Consider the following 14,226-nt stretch of genomic DNA (forward strand, 5'->3'; position numbering starts at 1 on the left):
CTAGATGAGAATGAGGTGCATTAACATTGAATTTACAAATTTTACATTTGGCGGGAATCGCCAGGCAGGTCAGCTGGCGGGGATCAGGCGGTGAGGCCGGTAGTGGATGAAAAGTGTCATCGCCAGCGCAAATGTCAGCCATTCCGCAAGTGGCAGGGCCAGTAGCATTGGCAGGTCAGGCGCGAAGTAGGCTAGCAGAATCAGAAGCGCGGCGGGCAGTATCAGGCTGCGGGACAGCGCAACGACTGCCGAGGGGAGGGGCTGGTGCATGGCCGTGAGATAGACAGACAGCAGAACGTTGAGGCCATTGATCAGAAACAGCGGCCAGAGCACCGACAGGAATTCGATGGCAAGCGCACGCTGGGCTGCGGCGGAATCGTGCAGAAACAGGTTGATAAGATTCGCCCCGCTCAGCCACAGGGCCACCAACAGGGTAAGGCTGAGCCCGACAATCACCGTGCTGCCACACACCATGAACTCCCTTACCCGGCGGGCGTTACCGGCGCCCAGGTTGTGGCTGATCAGCACATGCATGGCATCGGAAATGCCGTAGAACAGCATCAGGCTCAAAAAAATCAGGTAATTGATGACGGTGAAGGCGGCCACGCCGGCCACTCCATGGCTGGCCATCATCAGCCAGTTGATCAGCAACAGCACCAGGCCCACGGACACCTCGTTGATCCATTCCGACACGCCGTTGGCTGCCGCCTGTCGGACTTCGCCCCAGTTGGATTGGCGAATGCGGAACTGCAGCCGCCGCGAGGGCGTTCGCCAGTAGCGAAACAGCATCAGCAACTGAAACACCTGAGCGATGCCGGTAGCGAAGGCGGCGCCAGTGAGACCGTAATCCAGCACGCCTACCAGCAGGGCATCGAGAGCGATATTGGCAAAGGCTCCGGTCATCAGGGCTGAGGTGGCAAGCGGCGGATGCCCATCCACGCGCACAAAGTAATACAGAACCATGGAAGCGAGCTGAATGACCATGACCCAGATAATCACCAGGAAATACTCCGACATCAGCGGAAACAGCTCTGGTGATGCGCCCAGTGCCCGGTAAACCGTCTCATGGAAAACAAGGCATAACAGTGTCGCCGACAGGCTGATGGCCAGGGTGGCCACGAGGCATTTGCTGAAAATGGCGGAGGCCGCCGCGGTGTTGCCCTCCCCGAGATAGCGGCCGGCACGAACGGTGCCACCGATAGCCAGCATCAAGGCCAGCCCGAACAGCAGGGTGAAGTAGGGAATCAGCAGGTTAAGGGCGGCAAGGGCGTCGGCCCCTGCGAACTGCCCGATGAAGACACCATCAACGATATTGGCCGTGGTCAGCGCCAGGAGACCGGCTACCGAAGGCAGCGCGTAGCGGACGAACACCGGCCAGCGTGGGCCGGTGAGGATCGGATTTGTGTTGGTAACTTCGTCCATGAGCGCGTGTTACTCAGTAAAACAGGTCTCGTAGTTTGCCTCCGGGGTCCGGCGCGCGCATGAAAGACTCGCCCACCAGAAAACCGTAAATACCGCGATCGGTCATGGCAGTGACATCGTCACGGGTCATAATGCCACTTTCAGTAATGGTCAGGCGATCTGTGGAAATGCGCTCGTGCAGATCAAAGGTGGTATCCAGCGAGACGTCAAAGGTGTGCAGGTTACGGTTATTAATGCCTACCAGCGGCGTGGACAGGGTAAGGGCATCGTCCATCTCCTCGCCATCGTGAACCTCCACGAGCACATCCAGCCCGACTTCGTGGGCGATGCCTTCCAGTTCCTGCATCTGATCTTTGGTCAGGCAGGCGGCGATCAGCAGTATGCAATCCGCACCAATACCCCGGCTCTCGTAGACCTGATACGGCGCTACCATGAAGTCCTTGCGGATGACCGGAAGGCTGCAGGCGGCACGGGCGGCTTTGAGGTAGTCTTCGTGGCCCTGGAAGAAGTCTTGGTCGGTGAGCACTGACAGGCAGGCCGCACCGCCTTTTTCGTAGCTTTCGGCAATGGCTTCGGGCACAAACGGATCGCGGAGAATGCCTTTGCTGGGGGATGCCTTTTTGATTTCGGCAATGACCGCAGGCGTCCGTTGTTCAATGCGGGTGCGTAGAGCGTTAGCAAAGCCTCTTGCTGGCGGTTGGTCGCCGGCCATGGCTTTCAGGTCACCCACCGAAACCCTGCGCTTGCGCTCTTCAATTTCCTCCCACTTCCGGTCAACGATTTTCCTCAGAATGGTGGGAGTTTTGTCTAAATGTCTGCTCATTTTCTTTGACTCTGGTACCAGAGCGGTCGGGGCATCACCTGCCAAAACACGCCCGTGAATACGTCCCTGTAGGGCGGCTCGGTCGCGCCATCCCTGGCGCTCCACGGTTTTGTCAGGTGATGCCCCGATCACTCATCAAGTTTTTGAGTTCCCTTCCCGGCAAATGGTGCTTAGAAACACTGGGAAAAATCAGCCAACTCAGACATCTTTCCGGCCGCGAGCCCTGACCCCATGGCGTCCAGAGCCATCTCCACACCTTCACGGGGTGTTCTGGCCAAACCAGCCACGTAGATGGCTGCGCCAGAATTCAGGGCAATGAGGTCCCGGGCCTTTTCGGCCATTTCATCATGGCCGCGGCCAAACGCAGCGCGGATCAGTTTCAGTGACTCGTCGGCAGTATCGACGGTCAGCCCGACCAGGGATTGGCTTTTGATGCCCAGGTCTTCCGGTGTAAGGTCGTATTCGGTGATCTTTCCTTCTTTCAGCTCAGCGACGTGAGTGGCGGATGCCAGACTGATCTCGTCGAGGCCATCCTTTGAACACACCACCATGATGTGTTCTGAGCCCAGGCGTTGAAGTACTTCTGCCATGGGGCGGCAAAGTTCGCGGGTGAACACGCCCACTAGCTGTCGTTTAACACCCGCCGGATTGGTCATCGGTCCGAGGATGTTAAAAATAGTGCGACAGCCCAATTCCTTGCGCGGGCCGATGGCGTGTTTCATGGCACCATGATGAGCCGGGGCGAACATGAAGCCGACGCCAATCTCTTCCACGCAGCGGGCCACTTCCTCTGGTTTCATACTGAGGTTGATACCGACTTTCTCCAGCAGATCCGCGCTGCCGCTTTTGGAGGAGACGGCACGGTTGCCGTGTTTGGCAACGAAGCCACCTGCAGCCGCTACGACAAAAGACGCCGCTGAGGAGACGTTAAACAGGTTGGCGCCGTCACCGCCGGTTCCGACAATGTCCACCAATGGCTCGGCGTTGACTGTTACCCCGGTTGCCAGTTCCCGCATGACTTCGGTGGCGCCGGTGATCTCGTCGATGGTTTCGCTCTTCAGACGCAGGCCCATCAGAAAAGCCCCGATCTGCGCATCAGTAGCTTCGCCTTTCATGACGATGCGCATAACGTCCTTCATTTCCTCGGTGGACAGGTCCAGATTCGAGGCAATGCGGTTGAGTGCTTCTTTCATGTCCATTTATGGGCCTCTTGGGTTGATCTGCTTTTTGTCTTCTGTGTTTGGGTCTAGCTTAGCAAGCTTTTGTTGGGTGTTGGGCCTGTTGTTTGGGTAGCCCTCTGGCTTTGGAGTTTGGTCGATGGCTGGGGTGGCCACTTCCCAAAAGCGCCTCAAGACATCCCTGTGCGGCTCGGGCTCCGCCATCCATGGCTCCGCACGTTTTGTGAAGTGGCCACCCCAGCCATTTCCCCTTTGAGCCTGGGTGAGGGCTTATGCACTGCTCAGTTCCCTTAAACTCCAGTTATCCCAGTATGAGTGGCGAACGCACTCGAACAACCTGCCAAGAGGGCGTTGATGGGGAGAGGGTTTCCCAAACCGTGCGGAGCCATGGATGGCGGAGCCCGAGCCGGACAGGGATGTCTAGAGGCGTGTTTGGGAAACCCTCTCCCCCTTACTGCCCGGAATCAGAACCCGACCACCGAGGCCACCAAATCAAGCTAGCCTCTAAGAAAGTTCCGCAACAACTCATGGCCCTGCTCAGTCATGATGGATTCAGGATGGAACTGAACCCCCTCAATAGGCAGCGTCTTATGTCGAACGCCCATGATTTCTTCCACTGAGCCATCTTCGTTGCGAGTCCACGCAGTCACCTCCAGGCAATCCGGCAGCGTATCCTTGTCGATCACCAGGCTGTGATAGCGGGTCGCCTGCAGCGGGTTGCTCAGGCCACGGAACACGCCCTGGTCCTTGTGATACACCGGTGACACCTTCCCGTGCATTACCCGCCCGGCACGAATCACGTCGCCGCCGTACACCTGCCCGATGGCCTGGTGGCCCAGGCATACGCCCAGGATCGGCAGCTTGCCGGCAAAGTGGCGGATGGCGGCCATGGAAATGCCGGCCTCGTTGGGTGTACAGGGCCCCGGTGAGATCACCAGGCGTTCCGGTTTCAGGGCCTCGATCTGCTCCACCGTGATCTCGTCGTTGCGGTATACCTGAACATCCGCACCCAGCTCAGCCAGGTATTGCACCACGTTGTAGGTGAAGGAATCGTAGTTATCGATCATCAGCAACATAATCTGTTCCTCCGCCTCAGTGGTCGAAATCGTTGTAGGTCATGGCCACCGCGCGGAAGATCGCGCGGCCCTTGTTCATGGTTTCCTTCCACTCGAGGCGGGGCACCGAATCGGCCACCACGCCTGCACCAGCCTGGATGTGCAGGGTCTTGTCCTTGATCACGGCGGTGCGGATGGCGATGGCGGTGTCCATGTTACCGTTGAACGACAGGTACCCCACGGCGCCGCCATATACGCCCCGCTTCACCGGCTCCAGCTCGTCGATGATTTCCATGGCGCGGATTTTGGGTGCGCCACTCAGGGTGCCGGCGGGCAGGGTAGCGCGCAGGACATCCAGACAAGTGGTGTTCTCTTTCAGGCGTCCGGTCACGTTGGAGACAATGTGCATCACGTGGGAATAGCGCTCCACGATCATCCGGTCGGTCAGTTTCACCGTACCGGTTTCCGATACGCGGCCGGCATCGTTGCGCCCGAGGTCTATCAGCATCAGGTGCTCGGCGATTTCCTTGGGGTCAGCCAGCAGTTCCGCTTCCAGGGCCTTGTCCTCGGCATCGGTGGCGCCGCGTTTGCGGGTGCCGGCGATGGGCCGCACGGTGACTTCATCGTCTTCCACCCGGGCCAGGATTTCCGGCGAGGAGCCGACGATGTGGAAGTCGTCCAGGTCCAGGAAATACATGTAGGGCGAAGGGTTCAGCACCCGTAGTGAGCGGTAAAGGTTCAGCGGGGGCGCCTCGAACGGGATCGACATGCGCTGGGAGATGACGGTCTGCATCACGTCACCGTCGAGCACGTATTTCTTGATCTTGCCCACCGCCGCTTCGAACTTTTCCTGGTTGAAGCCGGAAATAAAGTCGCTCTCGTCCACGATTTTGCCACGCAGATGCTCCGGAGTGCGGGGGGCGTTGGCGGTCTGCCGGTGCAGCCGTGCTTCCAGTTCATCAATACGCTGCAGGGCCTTCTCGTAGGCGCCTTCCTGGCCGGGGTCGGCATGGACGATCAGGTGCAGCTTGCCGCGGAGGTTGTCGAATACCACCACTTCGTCCGAGACCATCAAAAGGATGTCCGGTGTGCCGATCCTGTCCGGGGGGCAGGTGTCGCGCAGGCGTTTTTCGATGTAGCGCACAGTGTCGTAACCGAAATAGCCCACCAGACCGCCATTGAAGCGTGGCAGTTCGTCCAGGTCAGGTGCGTTGAAACGGGCCTGGTAATTTTCCACAAACGCCAATGGATCGTCTGCGGTGGTTTCTTCCACCACCATGCCGTCGCGGATGATGGTGATGTCGTGGTCAAAAACCTTGAGAATTTCGCGGCTTGGCAAGCCGATGATTGAGTAACGGCCCCACTTCTCACCGCCCTGAACGGATTCGAACAGGTAGGAATAAGGGCCGCTGGCCAGTTTGAAATAGGTGCTGAGAGGCGTGTCCAGGTCGGCGAGGACTTCGCGATAGACGGGGATACGATTAAAGCCGGCCTCGGCGAGCTCGGCGAATTGCTCGGGTGTCATGGTAACGATTCCTGAAATCTGATCTGTATGGTGGACTTTCGGGCGGCATTCAGCCGGTGCGCCATCGCCACCATCGTGTCGCGCGGGTGGTCAGTATGCCCTGCGCTGTAATCAGACTCAGTCCCTGCACGGCAGGAATCTCCCGAATTGGAGGTTTCAAATCAATATCCTGTGAGATTACAAAAGCTGGGCCAGGGAATCAACAACTGCATCTGCTCCCAGTGAATCGACTGGTGCTCCGTAGTTGTAGCCATAACGCACGGCCACCGAGGGAATGCCCGCTGCCAGGGCGGCGCTGATGTCGGTCACCGAGTCCCCTACCATCACTGTGGTGCCCCGGGTGCCGCCGAGGGCGGTCATGGCGTGAATCAGCGGTTGCGGGTCTGGCTTGCGTACCGCCAGGGTGTCGCCGCCGATGCTGATGTCGAACCAGTGCTCGATTCCCATCTGCTCCAGCAGAGGGGCGACGAACCGCTCAGGTTTGTTGGTGACAATACCCATGCGACAACCGTAATCCGACAGTTTTGTCAGGCACTCTTCGACACCTTCATAAAGCACTGCATGCCGGCCATTAAGGTTTTCGTAGGCGTGATAGAACATGGCCAGGGCGTCATTGAACAGGGCATCGTCCTTTGGCAGGGCCGGTTCCCACTCGGCCCGACCGGCGAGCGCCCGGCGCACCAGTACAGGGGCCCCATTGCCAACCCACTGCCGAACATTGTCAGGGCCCGCCTTGCGGCGCCCCAACTGTTCCAGCATGGAATCGATGGCGGCCGCCAGGTCAGGCGCGCTGTCCACCAGGGTGCCGTCCAGGTCGAACAGGGCAACTCCGGGCCAGCGTTGGCTGAACAATCCCGCCAGGCTCATTGGCTCAGACTCTCGGTGGCAAGCTCCAGTTCCGCCCGCATCCTGTCGATGGTGGCCTTATAGTCATCGGTGTTGAAGATGGCGGAGCCGGCCACAAAGGTGTCGGCGCCGGCCTCGGCGATTTCGCGGATATTGTCGGTTTTCACGCCACCATCGATTTCCAGGCGGATGTTGCGGCCGCTGGCATCAATGCGCTTGCGGGCTTCACGTAGTTTATCGAGAGTGCCCGGAATGAATTTCTGGCCACCAAAACCCGGGTTCACGGACATCAGCAGAATCATGTCCAGTTTGTCCATCACATGGTCGATGTAATGCAGCGGTGTGGCCGGGTTGAATACCAGTCCGGCCTTGCAGCCGCCCTCGCGGATCAGTTGCAGGGAGCGATCGATGTGATTGGAGGCTTCCGGGTGAAAGGTGATATAGCTGGCACCGGCATCGATAAACATACGGATCAGGTCGTCCACCGGTGACACCATCAGATGGACATCAATGGGTGCGGTAACACCGTGCTTTCGCAGGGCTTCGCAGACCATCGGCCCTATGGTCAGGTTAGGGACGTAGTGGTTGTCCATAACATCGAAATGGACAATATCGGCACCGGCGGCCAGCACGTTATCGACTTCCTCGCCCAGGCGGGCAAAATCGGCAGACAGGATGGACGGGGCAATCTGGTAAGGGTTCATCACGGCTCTCTTGAACTATTGGTAATGGTGGCGATGATAGCGCGCACTGCGGTTCCCTCTGCAAAAGGCTGCTGGACCGCAAAAACTGCTAGTCTAGCAGTTTGGTGGTGAATTTTCGCACGGAATGGGTGACAGTCTGTGAGCAAATGGTTTGAACGTCCGGTTATGTCGTTATTCAGCATTCTCGCCATCAGCGCGCTGGTTGGCGCGATGACTGTACAGGCCCAGGAGGCCGCCGAATCGCAAGGCAAGCCGGCGGAAGCCTCCGCAGAAGACACCGGGCGGGGGATGATATCAACCGGCCTGGACTCGAACGCCATTGCCACAAAGTGGCCGGACGCCGCGATGTGGTTGGAACCGCCGGATGAGGAGCGGGTGCTTGCACTCTTTGAGCCGGAAGCTGATACCCCTGCAAAGGGGGCTCTGGTGATTCTTGCAGATGAAGGCCAGTCTGCTGCCTCCGGGCTCGCGGGGGCACTGCGACAGCCTGTGGCGAGGGCAGGGTGGGCGGTACTGACGCTGGGGCTGGAACCGCCCCCCTATGAACTTCAGCAGGCCTACAGGCAGCGTGCTGTATCCGCTCCGGAGGAATCGCAGGAAAGTGCTGCCAATGACAATGACAAGGGGGCGGATAACCTTGGGTCGGTAATGATTGACGTGATGGACAGTGTCGACGTGGAAGAGCTTGAGGATCAGTATCGCACCCGGGTCCGGAAAGCTCTGTCGGTGGCGGTGAAGCATCTTGCGGATCGGGGGTATGAGCGGGTGGCGGTCGCCGGTGTTGGTCTGGCGGCCGGCCATGTAGCGCGGATGGCCGGGGCTGCTGACAGCGGGGATGTGGCCGCGCAGATCTGGGTTGCACCGGTTTTCTATCCGGGTGATGCGGCTACTCTGACGGAATGGGTTTCGGGCACCGGGCAAACCCGGGTACTGGAACTTCACAGTTCCCGTCTGCCAGAGATGATGGAGGGGGCGGGAGTCATGTCCCCGAGGCAGCGGGAAGCGGCATTCCGGCGAGAAGGATTTTCCAGTTATACCCGGCAACCGGTTGCGATGCCAGAGCGTCCGTTGCCCCGGAATGCGCCGGCGCTGGCCAGCCGACTTTCAGCCTGGCTCGCTGCCGGCGAATAGAGCCTGGTCAGCCACCCACTGCGGTGGACGAGCCTATGACCACTCCGCCGCAACTGATGGTATCCCCGGTCAGCGCTGCAGGTTTGCCCTCAATCATTACCGTGGGGCTGCCGGCTGCAATGGCGCGTGGGTGTGGGGGGTGCTTGGGTTTGGAGTGCATGGCCAGTTGGTCGCCAAGGCGTGCCACGGGTTTGCCATCAATCAGAACGGTGGCACTGCCGGTAATAACGGGTGTTGGGGGAAAACCGTTGTGGTCGGTTCCGATGTCTCCGAGGAGGACGAGTTTCTTGCCCATGGGAATGCTCCTTTTCGATGGGTCGCTCAGGCCGCTGATCCATGGGCCCGTCATTGAGTAATGGTTATGCAGTGGACGAAGTTTAGCAAGCCTGGGGCTTATTTCAAAACTCGGAATTCACACGGACAGGCGCCGGTTGATCAAGTCCCAGGCCTGCTGATATCTCAGCAACCGGTCTTTGGCTTTGGCCAGCTCCGCAGGGCTGAGATTCTGCTGCGCAAGCTTGTCGGGGTGACACTCCGATACTTTTTTGCGGTAGGCCCGTTTGATGATTTCCCGCGAATCCCGGCGAGTGACCCCAAGAAGCTGACAGGCCTGCTCGAAGGTTGAAGGGCGAGGTTGAACGTCCGGTTCGGTGATCCAGACCTTGCAGGCATAGCTCTCAAGGATGTCGTCACTGACCTGGGTCGGCAGCCCCATCTGGTCGATGGCGTCCTCGCAGCGATAGCGTCTGGGTTTCACCGGGCGCCCCTGTAATTGTGCCGCGTGACACAGACAGATGGCGACACGCAGCGCGGGAGACGGCCAGATCCAGCGGGTCAGCTTGAGGCCCAGGGCCTTCGTCGCCGGAATGCGTTCAGCGGTCTTGCCTCTGCGAAAGTAGCCGATAGCCTTACGGCGCTGGCGTGGGGACAATTTCAGAGCCTTCATCAGTGTTTCGGCAAAACCGACGTCTTTCTCCGTTACTCGTCCTTGTGCTTTGGCGATGTAGCCAAGGAAAAAGAACAGACTGCGCCGGCACCAGCGCGGAAGTTGCGTTCTGATCAGCAGCTCGTTGGCCTGATGGCCGCAGGCAGCCAGCTCTCCGAGCAGTTCGCCTAACTCGGCTTCCATGCGCGCCGGAAGGTTGCTATCCCTGGAGTCGGAGGTCATGGCTCAGCTTTCATCTCCCTTGAGTTTTCGGTCCAGCTCCCGGAGTCGTTCCGGTGTGCCGATATCCATCCATTGGCCACGGTGGTGAAGACCTCTCACGCGGTTGCGGTTCATGGCCTCACGAAGTATCGGGGCCAGCTTACCGGGGCCTTGAATCACGCCGTCAAACAGGCGGCGATTGAGCAGGCTGATGCCCGTGAAGGTCAGCATTTCCGCACCGCTTACTGACACCGTACCGTCCGGGCGCAGGCGGAAGTCGCCGGCCGGGTTGTGCGGCGGGTTATCCGTCATCACCAGCAGGGCGTCTGCCTCTTCGGGCGGGGTCAGCAATGCCAGGTCGAAGTCACACCAGATGTCGCCATTGATCACAGCGAACCATTCTTCCCCGCCACTGGTCAACAGTGGCAGGGCCTGGACTATGCCACCGGCGGTTTCCAGTGGCTCGCTTTCCCTGGAGTATTGGATCGACAGGCCGAAGGATTCGCCGTCGCCAAGCTCCTCTTCAATCTGCATACCGAGCCAGGCATGGTTGATCACCAGCTGTTGGAAGCCAGCTGCCTTCAGTCGTTTCAGGTGATGCGTGATCAGTGGCTTGTCACCAGCGGGAAGGAGCGGCTTCGGGGTTGTCAGCGTCAGCGGCCGCATGCGCTCGCCCTTGCCGGCCGCCAGGATCATGGCTTTCACAGGCCGGATGTCTCCACGGGGCCAATCTGTAGTTCCACGGCTGGTACCACGGTGTCGGTCAGCCACTCATGGAAGTGGCGCAGCGCCGCCTGCCGGCTGCTGGCCTCAACCAGGTAGCCCAGGGTGCGGGGAACGTCCTTGAGGAAGCCTGTCTTGCCGTCACGAATTGCCAGCCTGGCGAAGATGCCGGCGGCTTTCAGATGGCGTTGCATGCCCATGAGCTCCATCCACTGACGGAAGGTTGCATGATCCGCCTTGTGATGACCGGCGTCGGCACTCAGCACCCGAAACTGCTCGGTCCACTGGCTGATACGCTCTTCCGGCCAGCGGATGTAACAGTCTTTCAGCAGGGAGACCAGGTCATAGGTCACGGGCCCCCGCACGGCGTCCTGGAAGTCGATCACGCCAGGCCTGGCGGTATCCGGCCGAATCAGCAGATTGCGGGAATGGTAGTCCCTGTGTACCGCTACTTCGGGCTGGGCAAGCGCACTTTCCCGCAGGAAAGCGAACGTGGTGTCGAGCAGCGCCTTTTCACCGTTGCCGAGAGTCAGTCCCAGCTCCTGGGTCAGCAGCCAGTCGGGGAAGAGAGCCATCTCGCGGTCCAGCAGGGCGATATCGTAGGCCGGCAGTGGGTAATCCGCTGCGTCGCCGGCGCTCTGGATGCGAGCCAGTTCCGCCATGGCTGCGCCGTAAAGCCGGTCAGCATCGCCGGCGTTCAGCACGTTGAGCATGAGTTGGTCGCCGAAATCCTCCAGCAACAGAAACCCCCGGGTCAGGTCCTCCTGGATCACATCTGGTACCGCAATGTCGAGACTGCGCCAGTGGTGAGCAATGGCGACGAAAGGCCTGCAGTCTTCGTGCTCAGGGGGCGCGTCCATCACGATGTAGTATTTTGATCCGGTACCATGGGGATCACCGCTGACCCGGAAATAGCGTCGGAAGCTTGCATCCCCGGATACCGGCAAAGGCGTTGCCTGGTCGAAACCGGGAAGGTTTCTGACCCACTGGGTGAGCATTGTCAGGCGGGTATCCATGGATTAGCTGGTTTCCTGGCGCATAAATGATTGAAGTTCAAACCTTCCGTTTCAAGGCAGAAAGTTAGCAGATCAGTATAGAGGCGGTAAAACGGTTTTGCAGCAATGGCGGGTTTCCGTTAACAAGGCAAAGGGCGGCGTGTAAACTAGGCCGCTGTTAAATTGTCTGCGACACTTGCAAACCCATTCAGGACAGGAACCCTCTCATCGTGCCAGCCTCCTCAAAGAAGCTGCGAACACCGACGCACCGGTTGCGGCACTGCTCAGGGTGTTCGGCAGCCGTGCTGGCGGGCTGTTTTGCGTTGGCATTGTCTCCGGCTTCGTGGGCTCAGTCATCGCCGTCTGCGGCAGAGATCGACTGGCGGCCCAGATCGCAACTGCCGGAGGAGGTTCGCCGTTCCCTGCCGGATTTCTGTGAAGGAGGCTATCTCCCCTCTGTTGTGCCGGTTGGGGTGGGAGCAGAGGCAGTGGCAGGCAACGGCCGGGGGCCCCTGCAGGCGAGTGGCCTCAATGCCAGGTACGAGATCGACAACGAGCTCTATCTTCGCGGGGATGTTCGCTTGCAGCAGGCCGGTTTCAGGGTGACAGGGTCGGAGGCGCGTTATAATCAGGCGTCGGGCTCTGTCGCTATTGAGGGGCCGCTGACCAGCCGCGGTGAGGGATTTTTGCTCACCGGCGAGCGGGCGGACTACGATGTAAATAGCGGCAGGGTGGATATCAATACGGCTACCTTCCTTCTGCATGGCCCGGAAATGCGCGGCTCTGCCGGGCAGTTGTCCCGTACGGCGGAAGATCAGGTGCAGATCCGCCAGGGCTCGCTGACCACTTGCGCCCCTGACAGCAACGACTGGGCCATTGTGGCCTCTGACATCCATCTTGACCAGGGCGAGGGCGTAGGTACGGCGAAGCATCTCCGTCTGGAGATCAGCGATATTCCGGTGTTCTACTGGCCTTATGCCAGTTTTCCCATTGATGATCGCCGCAAGAGCGGGTTTCTCTATCCCTCGTTCGGTACCTCCAATGCGGGGAGTGGCGCCTTTCTCTCGGTGCCTTATTATCTGAACCTGGCGCCTCATTATGATGCCACCCTGACGCCCCAGTACATCCATGGTCGCGGGCTTTTTACCGAGGCCGAGGGCCGTTATCTGAGCGGCCTGGGGGAATCGGTTCTGCAGGTGGGCTATGCCGGCAACGATTCCGAGTATGAGCGGGAGTTCCCTGGCGAGGATGGCGAGCGATGGGGGCTCGATTTCAGTACCCGCGCGGCTCTCGGGGGCGGCTGGAGTGGCTACGGGGACTATTCCGTGGTCAGCGACGACGATTACCTGAGCGACCTGAACCGCTCGCTTGAGATTAATCGTGCTACCCATCTGCAACGGCGTGGTGGTGTGCGCTATCGGGATTCATCCCAGTATTTCGAAACCTATCTCAACGGTTACCAGACCATCAGCGATTTTATTGCGGATGAAAACGTTCCCTATTCGCAATTGCCGGAAGTGATATACGGCGCCGTTGTCGATGCCGGCCCTGCCGAATTGTCGCTGGAAAGCCAGTACACCTATTTCTACCGCGACAACGCCGATCTGACCGGCCTGGATCGTGCCAACGGCCAGCGCGCCAGAGCGATACCGGAGGTGGCGCTTCCAATGCGGGCGCTGTGGGGTTACGCACGGCCGTCGGTCAGCGTGGATTACACCCGTTACGAACTGGAAGACTACAACCTGCGGGAGCCGGGATTTGATCGTACCGTGCCGGTGGCGGAATGGGACTCCGGGCTTTATTTTGACCGCCAGTCCAGCCTGTTTGATATCCCCTACAACCAGACCCTGGAGCCTCGCCTTTACTATGCCTGGGCGGACGCAGACCCAGACCAGGCGTTTATTCCGGATTTTGATACCACGATCCGTTCATTCAGCTTTGATCGGTTGTTCGAGCGCAACCGTTTCAGTGGCGGCGACCGGGTGGGTGATACCAATCAGCTCACGGTCGCATTGACCAGCCGTTTCAATGACCTGCTGACCGGTGCTGAACGGGCGCGGTTCAGTATCGGCCAGGTGCATTACTATGACGACCGGGAAGTGACCCTGGCCGGGCAGGGCGGTTCAGACGCCAGCAATTCACCGTTGGCCGGCGAGATGATTCTGCGGCCGGTGGATGGGTTGGAAATTCGTACGTCCGGGTTGTGGGAGCCCGATACCCATAAAACCGAAGAAGGCCGCAGCCAGCTGATCTTTCACTCCAGCGACTATCGCTATCTGGCCAGCGTAGGCCATACCTATCGCCGAAATGAATTCGAGCAGTCGGATATCGGGGGCGTTTTTCCTGTCACAGACCGTGTTAGTCTGATCGGCCGCTGGGTATACGATTCACAGCTCGACCGTACCGTCGGTTCACTGGCCGGGCTGGAATATAACAATTGTTGCTGGAGTGTCCAGTTGGTGCACCAGAACTATCTGACGGACGATCAGGAGCTTGAAAGCCGCATGCTGTTCCAGATCCAGCTCAAGGGATTGGGTGGCAGCGGCGGCTCGTCAGACGAAATATCCAAAGCCATATTCGGTTTTGATGAAAGGGAACGTCGCCGGTTCGGCGGTCGCTGAGTGCCGGGAGGCCCGAGCTCAGTATGCCCCGGCGACAGGCAGTATTTTTCCATACA

At 59.4% G+C, this 14,226-nt stretch carries 13 protein-coding genes; 2 read left to right on the forward strand and 11 right to left on the reverse strand.

What is annotated here, in order from left to right:
* Positions 1 to 69: 69 nt before the first annotated feature.
* The 7 genes from ABJM11_RS18440 to rpe form a co-directional block, all read right to left on the reverse strand.
* Positions 70 to 1,422: an MATE family efflux transporter gene (locus ABJM11_RS18440; RefSeq protein WP_348294213.1), complete on the reverse strand. Its 1,353-nt coding sequence runs from the start codon at positions 1,420 to 1,422 to the stop codon at positions 70 to 72.
* Between the two features lie 13 nt (positions 1,423 to 1,435).
* Positions 1,436 to 2,245: an indole-3-glycerol phosphate synthase TrpC gene (trpC, locus tag ABJM11_RS18445; protein ID WP_348294215.1), complete on the reverse strand. Its 810-nt coding sequence runs from the start codon at positions 2,243 to 2,245 to the stop codon at positions 1,436 to 1,438.
* Positions 2,246 to 2,415: 170 nt separating this feature from the next.
* A complete protein-coding gene (gene trpD / locus ABJM11_RS18450) occupies positions 2,416 to 3,444 on the reverse strand; it encodes an anthranilate phosphoribosyltransferase (protein ID WP_348294217.1) in 1,029 nt (342 codons plus the stop codon).
* Between the two features lie 476 nt (positions 3,445 to 3,920).
* Positions 3,921 to 4,499, reverse strand: coding sequence for an aminodeoxychorismate/anthranilate synthase component II (locus ABJM11_RS18455; RefSeq protein ID WP_348294218.1), 579 nt, complete (start codon positions 4,497 to 4,499; stop codon positions 3,921 to 3,923).
* 16 nt (positions 4,500 to 4,515) lie between these two features.
* A complete protein-coding gene (gene trpE / locus ABJM11_RS18460; RefSeq protein WP_348294219.1) occupies positions 4,516 to 6,003 on the reverse strand; it encodes an anthranilate synthase component I in 1,488 nt (495 codons plus the stop codon).
* Between the two features lie 177 nt (positions 6,004 to 6,180).
* The gene (locus tag ABJM11_RS18465) at positions 6,181 to 6,870 is read right to left on the reverse strand and encodes a phosphoglycolate phosphatase (RefSeq protein WP_348294220.1); all 690 of its coding nucleotides are present in this window, start codon (positions 6,868 to 6,870) and stop codon (positions 6,181 to 6,183) included.
* On the reverse strand, positions 6,867 to 7,553 hold the full coding sequence (gene rpe / locus ABJM11_RS18470) for a ribulose-phosphate 3-epimerase (RefSeq protein WP_348294222.1): 687 nt from the start codon (positions 7,551 to 7,553) through the stop codon (positions 6,867 to 6,869). The genes ABJM11_RS18465 and rpe overlap by 4 nt, the downstream gene beginning before the upstream one ends.
* Positions 7,554 to 7,691: 138 nt before the next feature.
* On the opposite strand from rpe, the gene ABJM11_RS18475 reads away from it, so the two are divergent.
* The gene (locus ABJM11_RS18475) at positions 7,692 to 8,684 is read left to right on the forward strand and encodes a DUF3530 family protein (RefSeq protein WP_348294223.1); all 993 of its coding nucleotides are present in this window, start codon (positions 7,692 to 7,694) and stop codon (positions 8,682 to 8,684) included.
* 7 nt (positions 8,685 to 8,691) lie between these two features.
* Here the strand turns inward: ABJM11_RS18475 and ABJM11_RS18480 are convergent, their stop codons facing one another.
* The 4 genes from ABJM11_RS18480 to ABJM11_RS18495 form a co-directional block, all read right to left on the reverse strand.
* Positions 8,692 to 8,979, reverse strand: coding sequence for a type VI secretion system PAAR protein (locus tag ABJM11_RS18480; protein WP_348294225.1), 288 nt, complete (start codon positions 8,977 to 8,979; stop codon positions 8,692 to 8,694).
* A gap of 117 nt (positions 8,980 to 9,096) precedes the next feature.
* Positions 9,097 to 9,852, reverse strand: coding sequence for a DnaJ domain-containing protein (locus ABJM11_RS18485; protein WP_348294227.1), 756 nt, complete (start codon positions 9,850 to 9,852; stop codon positions 9,097 to 9,099).
* A gap of 3 nt (positions 9,853 to 9,855) precedes the next feature.
* Positions 9,856 to 10,536, reverse strand: coding sequence for an N-acetylmuramate alpha-1-phosphate uridylyltransferase MurU (murU, locus tag ABJM11_RS18490; protein ID WP_348294228.1), 681 nt, complete (start codon positions 10,534 to 10,536; stop codon positions 9,856 to 9,858).
* Complete coding sequence (locus tag ABJM11_RS18495) at positions 10,533 to 11,570, reverse strand: phosphotransferase (protein ID WP_348294230.1); 1,038 nt, start codon at positions 11,568 to 11,570, stop codon at positions 10,533 to 10,535. Before ABJM11_RS18495 ends, murU begins: the two co-directional genes overlap by 4 nt.
* A 284-nt stretch (positions 11,571 to 11,854) precedes the next feature.
* Between ABJM11_RS18495 and ABJM11_RS18500 the strand changes: the two genes are divergently transcribed.
* Complete coding sequence (locus tag ABJM11_RS18500; RefSeq protein ID WP_407070018.1) at positions 11,855 to 14,170, forward strand: LPS-assembly protein LptD; 2,316 nt, start codon at positions 11,855 to 11,857, stop codon at positions 14,168 to 14,170.
* The last annotated feature ends 56 nt before the right edge of the window (positions 14,171 to 14,226 follow it).

The organism is Marinobacter sp. (genome assembly GCF_039977835.1).
GTDB lineage: Bacteria > Pseudomonadota > Gammaproteobacteria > Pseudomonadales > Oleiphilaceae > Marinobacter.